The 21,267-nt window shown below is 66.3% G+C and carries 23 protein-coding genes; 15 read left to right on the top strand and 8 right to left on the bottom strand.

All coding sequences use genetic code 11. The features are described from left to right. Positions 1-83: 83 nt before the first annotated feature. The 3 genes from BMW90_RS02925 to BMW90_RS02915 are packed head-to-tail and all read left to right on the top strand — an operon-like array spanning position 84 to position 2,791. A complete protein-coding gene (locus tag BMW90_RS02925) occupies positions 84-1,679 on the top strand; it encodes a TadE/TadG family type IV pilus assembly protein (protein ID WP_170850502.1) in 1,596 nt (531 codons plus the stop codon). Further along, positions 1,676-2,215: a TadE/TadG family type IV pilus assembly protein gene (locus BMW90_RS02920; RefSeq protein ID WP_074834809.1), complete on the top strand. Its 540-nt coding sequence runs from the start codon at positions 1,676-1,678 to the stop codon at positions 2,213-2,215. The genes BMW90_RS02925 and BMW90_RS02920 overlap by 4 nt, the downstream gene beginning before the upstream one ends. A 6-nt stretch (positions 2,216-2,221) precedes the next feature. Continuing rightward, positions 2,222-2,791 (top strand): TadE/TadG family type IV pilus assembly protein, encoded by a 570-nt coding sequence (locus BMW90_RS02915; protein WP_048532433.1) that lies wholly within the window; start codon positions 2,222-2,224, stop codon positions 2,789-2,791. Between the two features lie 76 nt (positions 2,792-2,867). On the opposite strand, the gene BMW90_RS02910 is transcribed toward BMW90_RS02915, so the two are convergent. Next, entirely contained in the window at positions 2,868-3,347 is a 480-nt protein-coding gene (locus tag BMW90_RS02910; RefSeq protein WP_074834807.1) for a hypothetical protein, read from the bottom strand. Between the two features lie 173 nt (positions 3,348-3,520). Between BMW90_RS02910 and BMW90_RS02905 the strand changes: the two genes are divergently transcribed. Further along, on the top strand, positions 3,521-4,432 hold the full coding sequence (locus BMW90_RS02905) for a pirin family protein (protein ID WP_048532435.1): 912 nt from the start codon (positions 3,521-3,523) through the stop codon (positions 4,430-4,432). Positions 4,433-4,483: 51 nt separating this feature from the next. Here the strand turns inward: BMW90_RS02905 and BMW90_RS02900 are convergent, their stop codons facing one another. Further along, on the bottom strand, positions 4,484-5,554 hold the full coding sequence (locus tag BMW90_RS02900) for an alcohol dehydrogenase family protein (protein ID WP_074834806.1): 1,071 nt from the start codon (positions 5,552-5,554) through the stop codon (positions 4,484-4,486). 70 nt (positions 5,555-5,624) lie between these two features. Between BMW90_RS02900 and BMW90_RS02895 the strand changes: the two genes are divergently transcribed. After that, complete coding sequence (locus tag BMW90_RS02895) at positions 5,625-6,152, top strand: TetR/AcrR family transcriptional regulator (RefSeq protein ID WP_074834804.1); 528 nt, start codon at positions 5,625-5,627, stop codon at positions 6,150-6,152. 40 nt (positions 6,153-6,192) lie between these two features. On the opposite strand, the gene argF is transcribed toward BMW90_RS02895, so the two are convergent. The 3 genes from argF to truA form a co-directional block, all read right to left on the bottom strand. Next, positions 6,193-7,119: an ornithine carbamoyltransferase gene (gene argF / locus BMW90_RS02890; RefSeq protein ID WP_074834802.1), complete on the bottom strand. Its 927-nt coding sequence runs from the start codon at positions 7,117-7,119 to the stop codon at positions 6,193-6,195. A 73-nt stretch (positions 7,120-7,192) separates the two neighbouring features. Next, the gene (locus tag BMW90_RS02885; RefSeq protein ID WP_074834800.1) at positions 7,193-8,365 is read right to left on the bottom strand and encodes an aspartate aminotransferase family protein; all 1,173 of its coding nucleotides are present in this window, start codon (positions 8,363-8,365) and stop codon (positions 7,193-7,195) included. A 192-nt stretch (positions 8,366-8,557) separates the two neighbouring features. Further along, on the bottom strand, positions 8,558-9,328 hold the full coding sequence (truA, locus tag BMW90_RS02880; protein WP_074834798.1) for a tRNA pseudouridine(38-40) synthase TruA: 771 nt from the start codon (positions 9,326-9,328) through the stop codon (positions 8,558-8,560). A gap of 108 nt (positions 9,329-9,436) precedes the next feature. Here truA and BMW90_RS02875 point away from each other — a divergent pair, with 108 nt between their 5' ends. From BMW90_RS02875 to BMW90_RS02860, 4 genes are all read left to right on the top strand, one after another. Then, positions 9,437-10,852: a YcjX family GTP-binding protein gene (locus tag BMW90_RS02875; protein ID WP_074834796.1), complete on the top strand. Its 1,416-nt coding sequence runs from the start codon at positions 9,437-9,439 to the stop codon at positions 10,850-10,852. After that, on the top strand, positions 10,849-11,295 hold the full coding sequence (locus BMW90_RS02870) for a GNAT family N-acetyltransferase (protein ID WP_074834795.1): 447 nt from the start codon (positions 10,849-10,851) through the stop codon (positions 11,293-11,295). The genes BMW90_RS02875 and BMW90_RS02870 overlap by 4 nt, the downstream gene beginning before the upstream one ends. Then, positions 11,292-12,284: a YcjF family protein gene (locus tag BMW90_RS02865; protein ID WP_074834793.1), complete on the top strand. Its 993-nt coding sequence runs from the start codon at positions 11,292-11,294 to the stop codon at positions 12,282-12,284. The genes BMW90_RS02870 and BMW90_RS02865 overlap by 4 nt, the downstream gene beginning before the upstream one ends. Positions 12,285-12,351: 67 nt before the next feature. Next, a complete protein-coding gene (locus BMW90_RS02860; RefSeq protein WP_074834790.1) occupies positions 12,352-13,491 on the top strand; it encodes a glycosyltransferase in 1,140 nt (379 codons plus the stop codon). Positions 13,492-13,525: 34 nt separating this feature from the next. Here the strand turns inward: BMW90_RS02860 and BMW90_RS02855 are convergent, their stop codons facing one another. The 3 genes from BMW90_RS02855 to BMW90_RS02845 are packed head-to-tail and all read right to left on the bottom strand — an operon-like array spanning position 13,526 to position 15,844. Beyond that, on the bottom strand, positions 13,526-14,875 hold the full coding sequence (locus tag BMW90_RS02855; RefSeq protein ID WP_074834788.1) for an MATE family efflux transporter: 1,350 nt from the start codon (positions 14,873-14,875) through the stop codon (positions 13,526-13,528). A gap of 7 nt (positions 14,876-14,882) precedes the next feature. After that, positions 14,883-15,389 carry a PaaI family thioesterase gene (locus tag BMW90_RS02850; RefSeq protein WP_048532446.1) on the bottom strand — a complete coding sequence of 169 codons (507 nt, stop codon included), beginning with the start codon at positions 15,387-15,389 and terminating at the stop codon, positions 14,883-14,885. Between the two features lie 32 nt (positions 15,390-15,421). Further along, positions 15,422-15,844, bottom strand: coding sequence for a PaaI family thioesterase (locus BMW90_RS02845; protein WP_074834786.1), 423 nt, complete (start codon positions 15,842-15,844; stop codon positions 15,422-15,424). Between the two features lie 190 nt (positions 15,845-16,034). On the opposite strand from BMW90_RS02845, the gene BMW90_RS02840 reads away from it, so the two are divergent. The 6 genes from BMW90_RS02840 to BMW90_RS02815 all read left to right on the top strand — a co-directional run bounded on the left by BMW90_RS02840 (position 16,035) and on the right by BMW90_RS02815 (position 21,249). After that, positions 16,035-16,442: a MerR family transcriptional regulator gene (locus tag BMW90_RS02840; RefSeq protein ID WP_074834784.1), complete on the top strand. Its 408-nt coding sequence runs from the start codon at positions 16,035-16,037 to the stop codon at positions 16,440-16,442. 152 nt (positions 16,443-16,594) lie between these two features. Beyond that, the gene (locus tag BMW90_RS02835; RefSeq protein WP_048532449.1) at positions 16,595-16,996 is read left to right on the top strand and encodes a MerR family transcriptional regulator; all 402 of its coding nucleotides are present in this window, start codon (positions 16,595-16,597) and stop codon (positions 16,994-16,996) included. Positions 16,997-17,026: 30 nt separating this feature from the next. After that, complete coding sequence (locus BMW90_RS02830) at positions 17,027-18,802, top strand: acyl-CoA dehydrogenase C-terminal domain-containing protein (protein WP_074834782.1); 1,776 nt, start codon at positions 17,027-17,029, stop codon at positions 18,800-18,802. A 53-nt stretch (positions 18,803-18,855) separates the two neighbouring features. After that, positions 18,856-19,068, top strand: coding sequence for a hypothetical protein (locus BMW90_RS02825; RefSeq protein WP_048532451.1), 213 nt, complete (start codon positions 18,856-18,858; stop codon positions 19,066-19,068). Between the two features lie 316 nt (positions 19,069-19,384). Beyond that, positions 19,385-20,026 carry a glutathione S-transferase family protein gene (locus BMW90_RS02820; RefSeq protein ID WP_074834780.1) on the top strand — a complete coding sequence of 214 codons (642 nt, stop codon included), beginning with the start codon at positions 19,385-19,387 and terminating at the stop codon, positions 20,024-20,026. 11 nt (positions 20,027-20,037) lie between these two features. Next, a complete protein-coding gene (locus tag BMW90_RS02815) occupies positions 20,038-21,249 on the top strand; it encodes an acetyl-CoA C-acetyltransferase (protein WP_048533881.1) in 1,212 nt (403 codons plus the stop codon). The last annotated feature ends 18 nt before the right edge of the window (positions 21,250-21,267 follow it).

The raw sequence follows: 21,267 nt of genomic DNA, 5'->3' as shown, positions 1-21,267 counted from the left end.
CTGAAACTTCGGGGCTTCAGTGAGTGAGGATTGTAATAATGCATAAGGACATTTCTGGTCCGCCGCTTTCCGTAAGGGAAAGGATGGCGACCCGGTTGCACCGGTTCCGGCGCGACGACGCGGGCACCATCACCGTACTTGCCATGATTATTTTTGTCGGCATCATCGCGATCTGCGGCTTCGGCGTCGATCTGATGATGAACGAGATGAAGCGCGCCAAATTGCAGGCCACGCTTGACCGGGCCGTCCTGGCCGCGGCCGATCTCGAACAGGATCTCGATCCTGCCGCGGTGGTCGACGATTACTTCGTCAAATCCGGCATGGACGGCACGCTCAGCTCCACTTCGGTGGACGACGGGCTGAATTACCGCGTGGTCTCGGCCACGGCCCAGCAGTCCTCCAACCCGCTCTTTCTCGGTGTGCTGGGCATCGATCAGATGATCGCCCCGGCCGCCGGCGAAGCCATGGAACGAATGTCGAACGTCGAGATCTCGCTGGTGCTCGACCGCTCCGGTTCGATGGGATCGAACAACAAGATCCAGAACCTGCGCGCCGCCGCCCGCGAATTCGTCGATACGGTGATTCAGCCCGAAGGTGCCCCCAGCCTGACCACGGTCAACCTGGTCAGCTACAATGCCACGGTGAACCTCGGATCGGTGGTGTCGCAGTATTTCAACCTCTCGGCCGAGCACAATTATTCGAGCTGCGCGATCTTTCCCGATACCGCCTTCGACACCCTGGGCATTTCGCGCACTTCCGAGCTTGACCGGCTGAGCCATTTCGACCCCTGGAGCAGCAGCGAATACACCACCGAGATCTCGCAGCCCTGGTGCCCGGATGACGATTACGGCGCGATCGTGGTGCAAAGCGCCGATGCCACGGCCCTCAAAGGCCACATCGACAACCTCGGCGCCGGCGGCAACACCGCGATCGACCTCGGGATGAAATGGGGCACCGCCCTGCTCGATCCGAGCGCGCAATCGCTGGTCGACGACATGATCGCCGATGGCCAGGCCGATCCCATCGTCGCCGGCCGTCCCAGCGCCTATACCGATCCCGACGCGCTCAAGATCATCGTGCTGATGACCGACGGCGCCAATACCACCGAATATGATCTCAAGCCCGAGTTCCAGACCGGCATGTCGGAGATCTTCATTGACGACCGCGGCGACAACAATCCGACGAACGACCGGTTCTCGTCCCGCATCGTCGACCAGTCGGGTACATCCTCGGATGTCTACTACTGGGATCGCTACGAGAACTACTCGAACAGCTACAAGTACCGCAATTCGCCCGACGGCGGCAGCAACGCGCGGCAGATGAGCAATGCCGAAACCTTTGCCCGCTGGGGCACCCGCGGCCGCGCCACCAAGTTCTATCGCACGCCCTACCGGGATGGCCGGGTGTCCTACAGCACCTATGCCGGGCAGTACAACGCCTATGAGGGTATCGTTTACGCCGACCACGCCGACACCCGGCTTGCGGCGATCTGTGGCCAGGCTCGGGATGCAGGCATCGTGGTCTTCGCCATCGGCTTCGAGGCGCCCCAGCGCGGCCTGGACGCGATGGAGAACTGCGCCTCCTCGCCGTCCCATTACTTCGACGTCGCCGGTGTCGAGATCTCCGACGCCTTCAATTCCATCGCCCGGACCATCACCCAACTGAGGCTGACCCAATGACCCATCGCCTGAAACTCCATATGCGCCGGTTTGTCCGCGAAGAGTCGGGCTCGGTCGAAACCGTGGCCTTTGCCCTCTGGATGCCGATGATCGTGCTGATCCTGCTGACCATGCTCGAGGTGGGCGCCTATACCGCCCGTGCCACGATGCTGGAACGCGCCATGGATCAGACCGTCCGGTCGATCCGGCTCGAGACCGGGGCGGCGCCGCAACACAATGCGATCAAGGACATGATCTGCGAACGCGCCGTGATCCTGCCCGATTGCACCACCAACCTGCGGCTCGAGATGGTGCAGCGCGACCCGCGCGGCTGGACGGCCTTGCCCGGCTCGGCCGACTGCACCGACACTGCGCTCGAGGTCGCGCCGGTGCGCGCCTTCGTCAACGGCCAGACCAACGAGCTGATGGTGCTGCGCGCCTGCGCCAAGGTCACGCCGATCTTTCCGATTACTTTCCTGGCGCCGTCTCTCCAGAAGGACAATGCCGGAGACTACGCCCTGTTGGCCGCAACCTCCTTTGTCCAGGAACCGAGGTAATTCGTCATGATTGTTAAAAATTTCGGAAAACTCGCCTCGCAACTGCGTAAATTCCGCCGCGATGCCGATGGCAGCGTCAATATCGAGGCCATCATCCTGATGCCGGTGCTGCTGCTGACGATGGCGGTGTCGATGGTGTTCTACGATGCGTTCCGCCGCGACAGCATGGGCGAAAAGGCCACCTATACCCTGGGCGACATGCTCTCGCGCGAGACCGCCTATATCACGCCGGCGTATGTCGACAGCGCCAAGGACCTGTTCGGCTTTCTCACCGGCACCGGCGATGCCGACAACACCATCCGCGTCAGCGTCGTGTCCTATGACGGGCCGGGCGCAAGCTACAACGTCGAATGGAGCGAGGTGCGCGGCGCCCATGCCATGACCCTGACCGATGCCGAGCTTGCCGGCCAGCATGACCAACTGCCGGTGATGGTGAGCGGCGAACAATTGATCGTGGTCGAAACCTATGTCGATTACGACTGGCCATTGGAGCTCGGGTTCAATGACGGCGTGCTGACCGCGCGCGTCTTTACCCGCCCCCGGTTTGCGCCACAACTCGTCTGGCTGGGAAGCTAACCCCCCAACAGGCACACCGACAGACGTGTTGTGACCAGCGACAGGCCGGGCAGCAATGTCCGGTCTGTTCCTCCTGTCAGAGCCCGCCGCGCCGCTCGACCAGCTGCATGTTCATCAGGTCGGCCATGTATTTCGCATCCGCCGCCGCCGTCACCCCGCCGACCCCGATCCGCTTGCCCATCACCCAGTAGAGCCCGGGCCGCCAGCGCCGGGGCTGTCTGGTCCGGGTGACGATCATGAAGCCGTTCGACGGCTTCATCGCCAGCATGCCGCGTTCGACGGTGACGATATCGTCGAAGGCCGCCAGCAGATGACCTTCGGAATCGAAAAGCCCGTCATCGCGCAGCTCGAGTCGCAGCGCGGTGGCCTGAAGCATCCGCATCGCCGCATAAAGTGCCGCGCCACCCAGCGCGATCAGCGCCAGCTGCCAGTAAAAGGCATCAAAGCTCTGAGACAGCGCCAGATAAAGCACCAGCAGCCCCAGCCCGAACATCGTGCCGACGCCGAAATACCGCCGTGCGGGCGATGCCGCCAGTTCCGCCAAAACCTCTGCCATATGCGCGTTCTCCTCAGCTCCGCCGCCTCTTACCCTGCTTTGCGGCCGGGTGCGAGGGGGCTTGCGGGCCAATGGACTTGTGTCCTGACGCACATGACCCCTTCGGCGACCGCGATTGCAGCGCGCTGATGCACGACCTATCTTTGCCGCAAGAGGCAAGAAAGGACCATACCATGTCTTTGCGACCCACATTGGAAACCCGCCGCGCCCAACCCACGATGGAGGGTGCCGGCGTCAAACTGCACCGCGCCTTCGGCTTTCAGGATCCGAGCGAGCTCGACCCCTTCCTGTTGTTCGACGATTTCCGCGGCGAGACGCCCGGCGACTACAGCGCCGGCTTTCCCTGGCACCCGCACCGCGGCATCGAGACGATCACCTATGTTCTGGGGGGCGCGGTGGATCATGCCGACAGCCTCGGCAATTCCGGCACCCTGGGCGCGGGCTCGGTGCAATGGATGACCGCCGGATCGGGCATTCTTCACCAGGAGATGCCCAAGGGCAACGCCAAAGGCCAGATGCACGGCTTTCAGCTCTGGGCCAACCTGCCGTCCTCGCTGAAGATGACCGCGCCGCGCTATCAGGACATCCATGCGCCGGACATTCCCGAAGTGGTGGATGACGACGGGACGCGGGTCAAGGTGATCACCGGCGAGTTCTGGGGCAAGCGCGGGCCGGTCGACGGTATCGCCGCCGATCCGCAATATCTCGATGTCTTTGTCCCGGCGGGCGTCAAGAAGACCTTCCGGGTCGACACCTACCGCCGCGCCTTTGCCTATGTCTTCGAGGGCGCCGGCGCCTTTGCCGATGCCTCCGGGCCGCAGGGCGTGCTGCTCGAGAAGGAGGTGGCGGGCCAGGAGGTCAATATCCGCGACCTTTCGGGCAACCGCACGCTGGTGCGCTTCGGCACCGGCGACGAGGTGACGGTGCAGGCCGGGCCCGAGGGCATTCGTTTTCTGCTGATCTCCGGCGCGCCGATCAACGAGCCGGTGGCTTGGCACGGGCCGATCGTGATGAACACCCGCGAAGAGCTGACCCAGGCCTTTGCAGAGCTGCGCAACGACACCTTCATCCGCCCGGCGCATTGATCGCACGCGGGGCGCCCGACACCGGGCGCCCCGATCATTTTCGCCACGACATCAGCCGGCGATCAGGATGCCGATCTTGCCCATGTGGGATTTTTCCAGAAAGGCCTCCTGCGCCTGGCGCAGATCGTGCAGCGGATGGGTTTCGGCCACCACCGGGCGAATTTCGCCCCGCTCGATATAACCCACCAGATCGGTGAAGACCCGCGGCTCCTGCCGGGTGCTGCCGATCAGGGTCAGGTCCTTGAGGTAGAGGGTGCGCAGGTCGAGCTCGACAATCGGCCCGGCAATGGCGCCGGAGGTCACATAGCGGCCCCTGGGCGCAAGCGCGTCGAGCAGCCCGGGCCAGCGCGTGCCCCCCACCAGATCGAGCACCACGTCAAAGGCGTCCTGCGGCAGCTGGTCGTCGCGGCCCAGGGTGGCATCGGCACCGAGCGTTCTGAGCGCCGCGGTCTTGGCCGGGCTGGTCACCGCCGTGACATGGGCGCCACGACGTTTGGCCAATTGCACCGCAGCCGAGCCGACCCCGCCGGAGGCGCCGGTAATCAGCACCCGTTCGGCGCCCAGGGCGGCGCGCTGGATCATCCCTTCCGCGGTCGAGAAGGCGCAGGGGAAGGAGGCCAGCTCCACATCCGAGAGCGCGCTGTCGACCGGGACGGTATTGGCGGCATCGATGGTGGTATATTCGGCGAAACCGCCGTCACGCTCCGAACCGAAGGTCTCCAGCGCATCGGCATCGCCCCCTTCAGGCCGGTACATCGGACGCACCAGCACCCGCGCGCCCAGCCGCTCCGGCGCAACACCGGCGCCCAGGGCGACGATCTCACCGCAGCAATCGGCGCCCTGGATCCGGGGAAAGCTCAGCGCACCCGACCAGCCGCCATCGGCATCCGAGGCACCGTCATAACCCCCGGCGGCGGCCGAGCCGGTGTCGCCGCGCACCGCCTTGGAATACCAGCCGGTGCGGGTGTTCACATCGGTGTTGTTCACCGCCGAGGCGCCGACCCGGATCAGCACCTCGCCGGCCCGCGGCTGCGGCACCGGCACGTCCTCGCGCCACTCGAGCCGGTCGAGCCCGCCATGGCCGGTCAGGACAACGGCTTTCATCGTTCGGGGCAATGTCATTGCGGAATCTCCACGTGTAGAATGATCTCTCTACTTGCCCAGGTAGAGCAACCATTCTACATCGTCAAGCATGACCGACACGATGACCAGGATCGCCAGCGGGCTTGAGCGCGCATTTGCCAGCGGCGGCTTTGCCGCGCCCAGCGTCGAGGATCTGCGCGATGCGGCTGGGGTAAGCCTGCGCACGCTTTACAAATACACCCCCTCGCGGGTCGAAATGGTGCGCGCGGCGCTGGAAAACCGGCACCGGCGCTATCTGGCGCGGGTGTTCGACGATCTGCCGCCGGCGCCGGAGGCGGCGCTTGACGAGATCCTGACCCGGATCGGCGGATGGATGGAGACCGAAGCCTCGCATGGTTGTCTGTTTCACGCCGCCGTGGCCGCCGATCCCGGCAATGCCGACCTGCGCGCCCTGCTCGAGCGCCACAAGACCGAAGTCGCCGCCCGCGCGGCGGCCGCCACCGGCCTTGCCGGACGCGAGACCCATCTGCTGCTGTTGTTCGAAGGGCTGACGCAGACCTGGCCGCTGCGCGGCGCCGCGGCCATGGCCGCGGCCGGCGCACTGGCCAAGACGCTCACGGCCGACGCATCGGCGTGAACGCGCCCTGAGCGCCCTGAGACACGCCTCTGCGCCGGGATCAGACGCCCAGGCACCAGCGCATGACGGCCTTTTGTGCATGCAGCCGGTTTTCCGCCTCGTCGAAGACCACCGAATGCTTGCCGTCCATGATCTCCGAGGTCGCCTCTTCCTCGCGGTGGGCCGGCAGGCAATGCATGAAAAGCGCGTCCGGCCGGGCGTGCTGCATCAGCGCCGCATTGACCTGATACGGCCGCAGCATGTTGTGACGCCGCTCCTTCGAGGACTGGCTGTCATGCATCGACACCCAGGTGTCGGTCACCACCAGATCGGCATCGGTCACGGCCCGCACCGGATCGCGCTCGATGGTGACGCTGACACCCTGCTTGCGGGCATGGCCGATGAACTCGGCCTCGGGATCGAGCTGCGACGGGCCGGTAAAGACCATGTCGAAGCCGAACTGCCCGGCGGCATGCAGGAAGGAGGCGCAGACATTGTTGCCGTCGCCGGCCCAGACCACGCGCTTGCCCCGGATCGGCCCGCGGTGTTCCTCGTAGGTCAGGATATCGGCCATGATCTGGCAGGGGTGGGTGCGGTCGGTGAGACCGTTGATCACCGGCACATCGGCATATTCCGCCATTTCGATCAGCACCGATTCATCGAAGGTACGGATCATGATCAGGTCCACATAGCGCGACAGCACGCGGGCGGTATCGGCGATGGTCTCGCCATGGCCCAGCTGCATGTCCTGCCCCGAGAGCACCATGGTCTGCCCGCCCATCTGGCGCACGCCGACGTCAAAGCTGACCCGGGTGCGGGTCGAGGGTTTTTCAAAGATCAGCGCCACCATCCGGCCGGCCAGCGGCTGGTCGTCGTCGGGCGCGCCGCGCGTCCGGCCGAGCCGGGCCTTCTTCATCGTCTGGGCATTGTCGATGATGGTCCGCAGGTCGGCGGCGGCGGTCTTGTGGATGTCGAGGAAATGGTTCATGGCTATTCGCTTTTCTGGCGGAAGATTGGGGGCCAGCCCCCAAGCTCCCGCGGTATTTTCAAACAGAAGAAGATCAGGCAGCGAGCGCGGCGGCGGCCCGGTCGAGACGGCGGGCGGCCTCGGCGATGTCGTCCTCGGTGACGGTCAGCGGCGGCAAGAGGCGCACCACGTTGTCGGCGGCGGGCACGGTGATCACCTGGGCGTCATAGCCGGCGGCGACCAGATTTCCCGGGGCGACCCGGCACTTCAGCCCGAGCATCAGACCCTGGCCGCGAACCCCCTCGAAGATGCCGGGGTGATCCGCCACCAGGCCTTCGAGTTTCTGGCGCAACAGCCCGGCCTTGCGGTTGACGCTGTCGAGGAAGGCCGGCGTGCCGACGTGATCCATCACCGCGCAGCCCACCGCGCAGGCCAGCGGATTGCCGCCATAGGTCGAGCCGTGGCTGCCGGCGGTCATCGGGTCGCCCGCCGCCTCGGTGGCCAGCACCGCGCCCAGCGGGAAGCCGCCGCCGATGCCCTTGGCCACCATCATGATATCCGGCGTCACCCCCGACCATTCATGGGCAAAGAGCCGGCCAGTGCGGCCCATGCCGCATTGCACTTCGTCGAAGATCAAAAGCAGACCGTGGGCATCGCAGAGCGCCCGCAGCCCCTTGAGGAAGGCGTCGGAGGCCGGGCGAATGCCGCCCTCGCCCTGGATCGGCTCGATCAGCACGGCGCCGGTGGTCTCGGTGATCGCCGCCTCGACGGCATCGAGATCGTCCCAGGGCAGAGACGTGAAGCCGGGCATCAGGGGGCCGAAGCCCTGGGTCATCTTTTCGCTGCCCGAGGCGGCGATGGCGGCCGTGGAGCGGCCGTGGAAACAGCCCTCGAAGGTAAGAAAGCCGGTCTTTTCCGGCTGGCCGGCAGCGTGATGATACCGGCGCGCCATCTTGATCGCCAGCTCGGCGCATTCGGTGCCGGAATTGGTAAAGAAAACGGTGTCGGCAAAACTCGCCTCGACCAGCTTCCGGGCCAGCGCCTCCTGCTGCGGGATCTCGTAGAGGTTGGAGACATGCCACAGCGCCTGCGCCTGATCGGTCAGCGCCTTGACCAGCGCCGGATGCGCATGGCCCATGACATTGACCGCGATGCCGCTGCCCAGGTCGAGAAATCGGCGCCCGTCCTCTTCGATCAGCCAGCTGCCTTCGCCCTTGGCGAAGTGCAATTTTGCCCGGTTGTAGGTTGGCAGGACAGGAGGGATCATGGCGTCATCCTTTGCAAGAAGGCCGATTGGTGCCAAGGGCACGCGGTCAAGTCAAGGTTTTGATGGGATTGAAAACAAACAGGCCGGGGCCGCGCGCGGGGCGGCGCGGCGGGAAGATCAGAAATCTCGTCGGATCCGGGGTGTCTGTGTCATGCGCGCTGTCTAGGGCGGAACGCCGCCGCGCGCAAGGGCTCATCGCGCAAAGGGATCCTCGGGATAGCCCACGCCCATCAGGTAAAGCCCCTGCGGCGGGCAGACCGGGCCGCAGGCGGCGCGGTCGCGGGCGTCGAGCGCGTCTTTGACCCGATCGGGCGGCCAGGCGCCCGAGCCCACCCGTTCCAGCGTGCCGACGAAGCTGCGCACCTGGTTGTGCAGGAACGACCGCGCCGCCAGGCGGAACTGGTATTCAGGCCCGGCATCGGTCTCGGCCAGGGTGATCTCGAGGCTGTCGAGCGTCTTGACCGGCGAGGCCGCCTGACAGATCGACGAGCGGAAGGTGGTGAAATCGTGATGCCCCACCAGATGCGCCGCGCCCGCGCGCATCGCCTCGAGATCGAGCGGATTGTTGACTCGCCAGACCTGCCCCGCCTCCATGGTGCAGGGCGCGCGGCGCGACAGCAGCCGGAAGAGATAGCGCCGCTCCAGCGCCGAGAAGCGCGCATGCCAGTCATCGGCCACCGGCGCGCAATCGCGGATCGCCACACGGGCGGGTTTCAGGTGGTGGTTCAACGCCTCGGAGAGCCGGAAGGGATCCCACTCCTTGAGCATGTCGCACTGCGCCACCTGGCCGCGGGCATGCACCCCGGCATCGGTGCGACCGGCGGCGGCGATGGTGTGGTCGCGCGGCTCCAGACGGGCCAGCGCGGCCTCGATCGCACCCTGCACCGAGGGTTGATCGGCCTGCCGTTGCCACCCGGCGAACCCGGTGCCGTCATATTCCACTTTCAGCGCATATCTGGGCATGGCCGCGCATCTACCCCGAGGGCCGGGCCGAAACAATCCCCCTCGCGCCACTGGAACTGCGGCGTCGCGGCGCCTATCCTCTGGAACAGTCAGAACGAGGGGGCAGGTTTGGTCATCAATACTTTGGCCGATGGTGTGTTGCGCAGCGTCGAAGCGGTGACCGATACGGTCAGCGGCACCTTCTTCGAGCCGGTGATCCGGCTGGGCGTCACCGGGCTGGCGCGCTCGGGCAAGACGGTGTTCATCACGTCGCTGGTGGCCAATCTGATGGATCGCGGGCGGATGCCGGGGCTGGTCGCCGCCGCAGAGGGCCGGCTGCTCACCGCCTATCTTCAGCCGCAGCCCGACAATACCGTGCCGCGCTTTGACTATGAGGCGCATCTGGGCGACCTGACCTCGCGCAGCCCGCATTGGCCGGAAAGCACCCGGGCGGTGAGCGAATTGCGGCTCTCGCTCAAGGTGCAGCCCGGCGGGCTGCTTTCGGGCTTGCAGGGGCCGCGGGTCATCCACCTCGACATCGTCGACTATCCCGGTGAATGGCTGCTTGACCTGGCGCTTCTGGACAAGAGCTATGCCGAATGGTCGGAAGAGGTGATGCAACGGATCAAGGGGCGCTCGGAAGCTGCTGATTTTCTGGTGCTTTCCGGTCAGACCGACGCGACGCAGCCGGCCGGGGAGCCGGTCGCCAAGGCGCTGTCGGCGAGCTTCACCACCTATCTCAACGCCGCCCGCGACGCCGGATACTACGACTGCACGCCGGGGCGGTTCCTGCTGCCCGGCGATCTGGCCGGCGCGCCGGTGCTGACCTTCGCGCCGCTGCCGCAGCCGGAAGAGACCCCGCGCAAGGCGCTCTGGCGCGAGATGGAGCGGCGCTACGAGGCCTACAAGCGCGAAGTGGTGAAGCCGTTCTTTCGCGATCACTTTGCCCGGATCGACCGGCAGGTGGTGCTGGTCGATGCCCTCGGCGCGATCCACAAGGGGCCGCAGGCGGTCGAGGATATGCGCCATGCGATGGCCGACATCCTCTCGGCCTTCCGCCCTGGACGCAACGATTTCCTCACCCGCCTGCTGATGGGCAAGCGGGTCGAGAAGATCCTCTTTGCCGCCACCAAGGCCGATCACCTGCACCACGTCCAGCACCCCCGGCTGACCGCGATCATGGAGGCGCTGACCCGCGACGCCCGCGACCGGGCGCGCTTTGCCGGCGCCGATACGGCGGCGATGTCGATCGCGGCGTTGCGCGCCACCACCGAACAGACCCTCGACCACAAGGGCCGCAGCCTCGATTGCGTGCGCGGCGCGCTGCTCGACGGCGGCCGGCAGGCGGCCTTCTACCCCGGCGAACTGCCGGAGGATCCGAACGCCCTGCTCGGCCCGGCGCGCGACGGCGCCGAGCGCTGGCTCGACGGCGATTTCCAGGCGATGCGCTTCGCCCCGGCGCCGCTGACACTCAAACCCGGCGACGGCCCGCCCCACATCCGGATTGACCGGGCGGCGCAATTCCTGATCGGAGACAAGCTGTGAGCCCCGACATCCGAGACGCCCGTTCGACTGACGCCGGCAAGATCGCCGCGATCCTGACCGAAGCCATGGACACGCCGCCGTGGAAGCCGAACCTGCACAGCGGCGCGCAGGACGTGGCCCATTGCGGCCGGATGATCGACAAGGGCTGGGTCCGGGTGGTCGAGAGCGGCGACGGCCGCATCCTGGGCTTTATCGCCCGCAATGGCGAAGAGATCGATGCGCTCTTCGTGGCGGCGCCGGAGCGCGGCCAGGGGGTCGGGGTGGCGCTGCTCGACGACGCCAAGGCCCGGGCGAACCGGCTCGAGCTCTGGACCTTCCAGCGCAACACCGGGGCGCAGAAATTCTATGAACGCGAAGGCTTTGCCGAGGTGACGCGCAGCGACGGCGCGGGCAACCAGGAGCAATTGCCCGACGTGCGCTATGCCTGGGAGGCCAAGACATGAGCAAGGGACCGGTGCTGATCGAGCTTGACGAAGACACCCCCTCGCCCGCCGAGGCGCCGCCAGTGCCCGAACTGGGCGCGCCGACGCCCAAGGGCCAGGCGATGCAGACGGCGGCGGTGCTGGCGGCGCGGCGGCCGTCGCGGCTGGCGCGCTGGTTCTGGGGGCTGCTGGGGGCGGTGATCGGCGCGGCTGTCTCGGTCGCGGCCTGGGATTTCGCCACCGCGATGATCGACCGGCAGCCGATCCTGGGCTACGCGGTGACCGCGCTGATCGCCGCGCTGCTGCTGGTGATGGTGCTGATCTCGCTCAAGGAGGTCGCCGCCTTCGGCCGGCTGCGGCGGATCGACAGGCTGCGGCTCCGGGCGGATGAGGCACTGGCCAATTCCGATCTCAAGGCCGCGCGTGCGGTGGCCGCCGATCTCCTGACCTTCTACGCCGGGCGCGAGGACACGCGTTGGGGCCGCGACAAGCTGCGCGACGGGATGGAGGATGCCTTTGACGCCGACGCCATGCTCGGGGAGGTCGAGCTTGACCTGCTGGCGCCGCTCGATGCCGCCGCCAGGCGCGAGGTCGAGGCGGCGGCGCGGCAGGTGGCGACGGTGACGGCGGTGGTGCCGCTGGCGCTGGCCGACGTGGTGGCGGCGCTGACCTCCAACCTGCGGATGATCCGCCGCATCGCCGAGATCTACGGCGGCCGCTCGGGCACGCTGGGCAGCTGGCGGCTGACCAAGGCGGTGATGGCGCATATCGTGGCCACCGGCGCGGTGGCGGTGGGCGACGACATGCTCGAGCCGCTGCTCGGCGGCTCGCTGCTGGGCAAGCTCTCGCGGCGCTTTGGCGAGGGCATGGTCAACGGGGCGCTGACCGCGCGGGTCGGCGTCGCCGCGATGGATGTCTGTCGCCCGGTGCCTTTCGGGGTCAAGACCCGCCCCTCGGTGCGCGGCATCGTGCAGAGCGCGCTGACCGGGGTCTTCAAGAGCGATCGCTAAGGCCGCGCTTGCGGCAATCGGGGGGCGCTGCTAGGCAGGCGCGGAACCAAGGAAAGGCCCCGCGCCCATGCGCATCTGCATCGTGACCGGTGAGTATCACCTGCCCGGCGAGACCTTCATCAACCGTCATATCCAGCACATCTTCGGCGGCGCGGCGGCGGTGGTCTGCGGCCGCTATCACGGCGAAAATCCCTATGACGTGGCCTGGTTCAACCGGCGCGGCCGCGACACCGGGCTGGCCGACCGGCTGATGATGCCCCTCGCCGTCGGGATCAACCGGCTGCGCCACGGCACCGGGCGGCTGCCGTTCGGCCAGGCCAAACGCGAGCTGAAGGCCTTTCTGAAAGCACAGCGCATCGAGGGGATCCTAGCCGAGTTCGGCACCCAGGCGCTGGCGGTGGCGCCGCTGGCGAACGAGATGGGCATTCCCTGCTTTTCCTATTTTCGCGGCACCGATGCCTCCAAGGCGCTGAACCAGGGCAATATCCCCGGCGCCTATGCCAAGATGATGCCGCGGCTGGCCGGGGTGTTCTCGGTCTCGCAATTCTTGCTCGACAATCTGGCGGCGCGCGGCGTCACCCATCCCAATGCGCATGTGATCCCTTCGGGGGTGAACGTGCGGCTGTTCCGGCCCGCCGAGAAACGCCCGCTCTCGTGCCTCGCAGTGGGGCGGATGGTCGAGAAGAAGGCGCCGCTGGTGACCCTCCGCGCCTTCCTGAAGGCGAGCGAGGGGCTGGCGGGGGCGCATCTCGATGTCATCGGCGACGGCCCCCTGCTCACGCCGGCCCGGGCCCTGGTGGCCGAAGCCGGAGCCGAGGCCAGGGTGAGTTTCCACGGTGCCCAGCCGCATGAGGCGGTGCGCGACCGTCTGGCCGGCACCGAATTCTTTCTCCAGCATTCGATCACCGCCGCCAACGGCAACACCGAAGGGCTGCCCACCGCCATCCAGGAGGCCATGGCCTGCGGCTGCCTGACCGTCTCGACCCGCCATGCCGGCATCCCCGAGGCGGTCGACGAAGGCCGCACCGGCTGGCTGGTGGACGAGCACGACGAGGCCGGTTTTGCCGACGCGATCCGCAGCGCCATGACCGCCGGGAACCGCGCCGCCATGGCCGCCGAGGCCCGGCAGGTGGCCGAGGACCGCTTTGACAACCAGAAGCTGCTGGAAAAGCTGGAACGGGTGATCCGGGAGACGGTGGCGGGCTGATCCTTCCGCAGCTTCAGCCCCGGTGGCGGCGCGATCAGCCTGCCTGCCGGGCGGCGCTTACGGCATGGGCCGCCCGCTCCAGCGCCGGATACCGCGCCAGGAGGCTGAGGCCGCGGGCGGCAAAGGAGACATGCAGCGCCAGCCACAGGCCATGGTTGGCCCAGACCGGGGTCAACAGCCAGACCGCGGCGAGATAGCAGAGTGCCGCCAGCAGCATCATGTTGCGCATGTCGGCCGACCGGGTGGCGCCGATGAAGATGCCGTCGAGCATGGTCAGGCCGATCTGCATCACCGGCGCGGCGATCATCCAGGGCAGGAATTCGCGCGCCAGAAGCCGCACGTCGGAGGCCTTGGCCAGGATGTCGATGAAGGCCGGGCCGAACAGCCAGAACAGGAGCGACAGCAGCCCGGCGGTGATCGTCGCCCAGAGCGTGGTGAGCGCGGCGCCGCGCCGGACCCTGTCTACCGCGCCGGCGCCGAAGGCCTGGCCGACAAGGGCCTCGGCGGCAAAGGCGAAACCGTCGAGCGCATAGCCGGTCACGTAGAGGAATTGCAGCAGCACCTGATTGGCCGCCAGGGTGGCATCGCCAAAACGGCCGCCAAAGAGCAGAAAGCTCACCAGGATTGCCTGCAACAGCGCCGAGCGGATCATGATGTCGGCATTGACCACCGCCATCCGCTTGAGCCGCACCCGGTCGAAGACCCGCGCCCAGTCGCGCCAGGACGGGTGACGAAAGGCGGCGCGGCACATCCAGAGTCCCATGGCCAGCCCGCTCCACTCCGCCAGGAAGCTGGCCAACGCCACGCCGCTGACCCCCCAGCCGAGGCCCAGCACGAAGACCACGTCAAGCGCCATGTTGGCGCCGTTCATCCAGAGTTGCAGCCCGAGCAGCGCGCGCGAGCGTTCCTGGGCGATCAGCCAGCCCGAGATGCCGTAGATGGCGATGGCGGCCGGCGCCGACCAGATGCGGATCTGCATGTAGTCGCGCGCCATGGCCTCGACTTCCGGCGAGGCCGGCGAGACCGCGAAGGCCAGCGGATAGAGCAGCGGCTGGAGCAGGATGAACATCACCCCCGCCGCCAGGCCGATCATCAGCCCGCGGGTGAGCAGCGCCGCCACCTCGGCGCTATCGCCCTGCCCCGCCGCCTGCGCGGTCAGCCCGGTGGTGCCCATGCGCAGAAAGCCGAAGATCCAGTAGACCGCCGAGAGGATCACCGCACCGACACCGACCGCGGCAATCGGTTCGGCGGCGGGGATCTGGCCCACCACGCCGGTATCGACCACCCCGATCAGCGGCGTCGTCATCGCCGCCAGCATGATCGGCAGCGAGATCTTCAGCACCCGCCGATGGGTCAGCGGCGCGGGCCCTGGCGCCGGTCCCATGGCTGGGTCAGTCACGGGGCAGCATCAGGAAATGCCCGGTCGCCTGGGCATGCGGCCGGTTGCGGTTGTCCTGCCAGGCCTCGGCGTGCACGCTGGCATAGCGCCGGCCCGAACGGGTCACCCGGGCGCGGGCATAGCTGTCGCGCGGCAGGCCCGAGCGCAGGTAATCGACGGTGAAATCGATCGTCTTGGGCAGGCGCGGCAATGTGCCGGCCTCGACCTCCTCGAGCGGCAGGGCGCCGCTTTCCATGTCTTCCCAGATGAACGACCACGACAGGCCGACAATCGCCGTCACCTCGAGAAAGGCCGCCGTCACCCCGCCGTGCAATGCCGGCAGCATCGGGTTGCCGATCAGCTTGTCGTCATAGGCCAGCAGCGCCGTCAACTCGTCGCCGCGCCGGTCGAAGGTGATGCCCAGGTATTGCGCATAGGGAATGCCGCCGGCCAGGGCGCGCAGGGCGGCGTCGCGACGGTGCTTGACCTGTTGCAGGGGTTCACGGCGGTTCTGGGGCATGGGGCGACCTCGGGGTCAGGCGGTTTCGGGGCTCAGCTTTTCTCGACGGTGAAGGCGCCGGTTGCGGTGGCGACCGGCCGGTCGAAATCCTCGTCGTAGGTGGTGGCGCGGACAAAGGCCACCGTCCGGGTGACATGGTAGCATTCCGCCCGCGCGGTGATCGTCTGCCCCGGGGTGGCGGCCCGCATGTAATCGATCCGCAGATCGATGGTGGCGGTGGCGCCGCCGACCTGCGGATGGCTCATCACCGCGGTGCCGCAGCAGGTGTCCATCAGCGCCGAGACCGCGCCGCCGTGGATCACCCCGGTTTCGGGGTCGCCGACAAAGCGGGTGTCATATCCCATGGCGATCTCGGCCTTGCCGTCCGAAACCTCGGTGATCGTCATGCCAAGCTCGCGTGAATGCGGGATGCTGCCGATGAACTGTCGGGCAAAGGAAGTCTTGTCGGTCGGCATGTTCTGTCCTTGCAGTGTTTCCGATTTATGCGCATTCCCGCTCACCGGTTGCAAGCGGCGAGCGGTCATTGCGCCCCCCGCCCTTTTTGGCCTAATCTGTCCGCGGATGGCCCGATGCCCGGAGCGCAAGCCGCCTTGGGGGTGGTGTTTCGGTGTGAGGCAGGCAGCAGAGCAACCGGGGGAATGCGGCATGAGCGAGACAAGGCTCAGCTTCAAGGAGATGTGCGCCAAGTTTGACGTCACACCACGAACCTTGCGTTATTACGAGTATATCGAATTGCTTTCGCCAGAGCGCGAAGGCCGTTCTCGGTTTTACGGCCCGCGCGAAATCGCGCGGATGGAACTCGTCATGCGCGGCCGGCGCTTTGGCTTCTCGCTCGAGGAATGCCGGCAATGGCTGATGATCTACGACCACGAAGGCACCCGCGCGCAGATGCGGGTGTTTCTCGATATGGCCGACCGTCAGCTGATCGCATTGGCCGAGCAGAAAGAACAGCTCGACGCCGCGATGCGCGAGCTGAGCGACCTTCGCAAAGAGACCGCAGAGACCTTGAACGACGGGGCCGAAGCGGCCTCCGGCCCTTTTCAAAGCGGTTAGAATGTTGCGCTGACGTAGGGTGATGCGCAGTGATCTTACGTCACCCTGAAACTGACGTAGCGTTTGGGTTACGTCACCCATTTTTCCCATTGTAGGCAGAGGGTGCGATTTGCAACTGCACCTTGGTCGACGATGATCAACAGGTGCTACCAATGACAGAACAAACGATGACAATCCGCGAGATGTGCGATGAATTCGAGGTCACTCCAAGAACTCTCCGCTTCTATGAAGCCAAGGAACTCTTGTTCCCCCGACGCGACGGGCAGAAACGTCTGTTTTCCCGCCGCGACCGGGCCCGGCTCAAGCTCATCCTGCGCGGCAAGCGGTTCGGGTTTTCGCTCGAGGAAATCCGCCAGCTTCTCGACCTCTACGATATCGGCGATCAGCAGCAGACGCAGCTGCGCCAGACCTACGAGCTTGCCAGCAAGCGGCTTGACGATCTGGAGCGCCAGCGTGCCGAACTCGACGCCAACATCAAGGACCTCAAGGACCAGTTGAAGTGGGGCGAAAAGATGATCGCCTCGATGTCCGCTCACAAGAAGGCCGCAGAATAGCGGCCATGTAAGACCCCTAGGGAGACCCAGATGCCCAGCTACTCACCGCCTACCAAGGATCTGCAATTCATTCTGCACGAGGTGCTGAACGCACCGGCGCAGGATGTGCCCGGCTATAACGAGCTGGATGCTGATTTCACCAGCGCGGTGCTGGAAGAAGCCGGCAAGATCGCGCGCGATGTGCTCGCACCGCTCAACGTGGTGGGTGATACCGAAGGCTGCACACTGGAGAACGGCGTCGTGCGCACGCCGAAGGGGTTCAAACAAGCCTTCGATCAGCTGCGTGAAGGTGGCTGGACCGCCCTGGATTGTGACCCGGAGTATGGTGGGCAGGGGCTGCCATACCTGGTTCAGACCGCGGTGGGCGAAATGCTGACCGCATCGAACATGGCGTTCCAGATGTATCCGGGCCTGACCCATGGCGCCTATTCCGCCATCCATGCCCATGGCACGGCGGCACAAAAAGCGATGTACCTGCCGAAGATGGTCACCTGTGACTGGACCGGCACCATGAACCTGACCGAGCCGCATTGCGGCACCGACCTCGGGCTCATGCGCACCAAGGCCGAGCCGCAGGCCGATGGCTCCTACGCCATCACCGGACAGAAGATTTTCATCTCGGCCGGCGATCATGACCTCAGCGACAACGTGATCCACCTGGTGCTGGCGAAAATTCCCGGCGGCCCCGAAGGGATCAAGGGCGTCTCGCTCTTCATCGTGCCCAAGATCCTGGTGAACGACGACGGCAGCCTCGGCGACCGCAACGGCGTCTCGGTCGGCAAGATCGAGGAAAAGATGGGCATCCACGGCAATTCGACCTGCGTGATGAATTACGACGGTGCCAAGGGCTGGCTGCTCGGCACCGAACACAAAGGCATGCGGGCGATGTTCACCATGATGAACGAGGCGCGCATCGCCGTCGGCCTGCAAGGCCTGGGCCAGGCCGCGGTGGCCTATGACAATGCGCTGGCCTATGCAAAGGACCGGCTTCAGGGCCGGGCGGTGACCGGCACGGAAAACCCGGATGGCCCGGCCGATCCGCTGATCGTGCATCCCGACATCCGGCGCAACCTGCTCGACCAGAAGAGCTTTGTCGAAGGCGCGCGGGCCTTTGGCCTCTGGGGCGCCAATTTGATCGACCGGGCGCACCGCAACGATGACCCGCAGGCCGAGGGGCTGATCTCGCTGCTGACGCCGGTGATCAAGGGGTTCCTCACCGACAAGGGCTTTGACTGCACGGTCGCCGCGCAGCAGGTTTACGGCGGCCATGGCTACATCGAGGAATGGGGCATGTCGCAATTTGCCCGCGACGCCCGGATCGCGATGATCTACGAGGGCGCCAATGGTGTGCAGGCGCTCGACCTCGTCGGCCGCAAGCTGGCGCAGGACGGCGGCAAACACGTCATGGGCTTCTTCGACATGGTCAAGGGATTCTGCAAGGAGAACGCCGACGACGCGGATCTCGAGGACTTCGTTGAGCCGCTGAAAGCCGCGTCGAAGGATCTTCAGGCGGCCGGCATGTTCTTCATGCAGCAGGGCATGAAGAACCCCAACGCGGCGCTGGCCGGCAGCCATGACTTCATGCATCTCTTCGGCCATGTCTGCCTCGGGCTGATGTGGGCGCGGATGGCCAAGGCCTCGCAGGCAGCGCTGGCCGCCGGCACCGCCGACCGCGACTTCCACGAAACCAAGCTCGCCACCGGGCGCTATTACATGGCGCGGCAACTGCCGATGACCAAGACGCATCTGGCGCGGATCGAGACCGGCGCGGCGCCGGTGATGGGGCTGGCGGCCGAGAACTTCTGAAAATACGGTGGGGGAACACCCCCCACCCGACCTCTCAGATCAAGGACCGCCCGATGCCCAAACGCTTTCGCCTCACCCGCCGGTTCAACGCGGCGATGACCGAAGACGGCTATCGCCGGCTGCGCCGCTTTGCCGAGGCCGCCGGTCTCGACGAGGGCGAGGCGCTGTCCTTCGTCTTCGAGCATTTCGACAGCATCACCGACAACGAGGCGCTGACCCACAGGCTGCGGCTCTTCAACTCGGACCTGGATGCGCGGAAGCGATGAGGGCGCGGCAGGTGACAGCGACCGGCGCGACAGCGTCCAAAGTCACGCGGGCCCGGACCGCCCGCAGAAAGGCGTATTTGGAAAGAGAAGAAACACGAAAGGGAGGTCCACCCCGTCACCCGGCCCGGACCCGCGGCGGGCTGCTGGCGGGGCGACGGGGCTTCTCCTCTTGCGGTCATCGGCTCGCCAGCCTGTACCGCACCTTCGAGCCTCGCCGATTAACCTTAACAACGGGTTACCCCCTGCTGCTTCTTCTCTTTGAAAAATACGCCAGTGCCACGCCCGCCAGGGGCGACCAGATCAGGAATGGGAAGACATGACCATGAAACTCCACTGCTTCGGCGAATCCGGCAATGCCTACAAGGCGGCGCTGGCGCTGGAACTCTCCGGCCTCGACTGGACGCCGGTCTATGTCGATTTCTTCAATGGCGCGGCCCGCACGCCGGAATACCGCGAGACCATCAACGCCATGGGCGAGGTGCCGGTGCTGGTGGATGGCGACACCCGGCTCAGCCAGTCCGGTGTGATCCAGTCCTATGTCACGGAAAAGACCGGCAAGTTCGGCGGCGCCACGCCGGAAGAGGCGCGCGAGGTGCTGCGCTGGGTGTTGTGGGACAATCACAAGCTGTCCGGCCAGAACGGCCCGCTGCGCTTCCTGATGAACTTTCTGCCGGAAGACCGACGCCCGGCCGAGGTGATCGCCTTCATGCAGGGCCGGCTCAAGGCCGCTTACGGGGTGCTCGATGCCCATCTGGCCGGCCGCGACTGGATCGTCGGCGCGGGCCTCACCAACGCCGATCTGAGCTGCTGCGGCTATCTCTTTTATCCCGAGCCCTTCGGCTTCGAGCGGGCCGACTGGCCCAATATCGACGCCTGGCTCAGCCGGCTTTCCGAAACACCGGGGTGGAAGCCCCCCTATGACCTGATGCCCGGCTCGCCTGCCGACCGGGCCACCTGAGGAGGATGCACGTGACCGACGCCTATATTTACGACGCCCTGCGCAGCCCGCGCGGCAAGGGCCGCAAGGATGGCTCCCTGCACGAGGTGACCAGCCTGCGGCTTTCGGCCCAGATCCTGAACGCGGTCAAGGACCGCAACGGGCTTGACGGCCATGCCGTCGAGGACGTGATCTGGGGCAATGTCACCCAGGTGGGCGAACAGGGCGGCTGCCTGGCGCGCTCGGCGGTGCTGGCCTCCGATCTTGACGAACGCATTCCCGGCCTCTCGATCAACCGCTTCTGCGCCTCCGGCATGGAGGCCGTGAACCTGGCCGCCAATCAGGTGCGCGGCGGCGCCGGCCGGGCCTATATCGCCGGCGGGGTCGAGATGATGGGCCGCGTCGCCATGGGCAGCGATGGCGCGGCGATTGCCGTCGATCCGTCGCTGGCGATGGAGAGCTATTTCGTGCCGCAGGGCATTTCGGCCGATATCATTGCCACCGAATACGGCTTTTCCCGCGATGACGCCGATGCGCTGGCGGTGGAGAGCCAGAAGCGCGCCGCCGCCGCCTGGCAGGACAAGCGGTTCGACAAATCCGTTGTCGCGGTGCGTGACGTCAACGGGCTGCCGATCCTCGAAGCGGACGAATACATGCGGCCTGGCACCGACATGCAAAGCCTCGGCGGCCTCAAGCCCGCCTTCAAGGACATGGGCGAAACCATGCCCGGCTTCGATGCCGTGGCGCTGATGAAATATCCGCATCTCGAGCGCATCAACCACATCCACCACGCCGGCAATTCCTCGGGCATCGTCGATGGCGCCGCCGCCGTGCTGATCGGCAACAAGGAATTCGGCGAGGCGCATGGGCTCAAGCCCCGGGCCCGCATCCGCGCCACCGCCAAGATCGGCACCGATCCGACGATCATGCTGACCGGCCCGGTGCCGGTGACCGAGAAAATTCTCGCCGACAGCGGGATGTCGATCTCCGACATCGATCTCTTCGAGGTCAACGAGGCCTTTGCCAGCGTCGTCTTGCGCTTCATGCAGGCGTTCGATGTCGATCATGACAAGGTCAACGTCAACGGCGGCGCCATCGCCATGGGCCATCCGCTGGGCGCCACCGGCGCGATCATCATCGGCACCCTGCTCGACGAGCTGGAGCGCAGCGGCAAGGGCGTGGGTCTCGCCACGCTCTGCATTGCGTCCGGCATGGGGGCCGCAACGATCATCGAGCGCCTGTGAGCGCCGTTCAAGGATTTG

The sequence above is a fragment of the Marinovum algicola genome (assembly GCF_900109145.1).
GTDB lineage: Bacteria > Pseudomonadota > Alphaproteobacteria > Rhodobacterales > Rhodobacteraceae > Marinovum > Marinovum algicola.
This window is presented reverse-complemented; position numbering and strand designations above follow the sequence as displayed.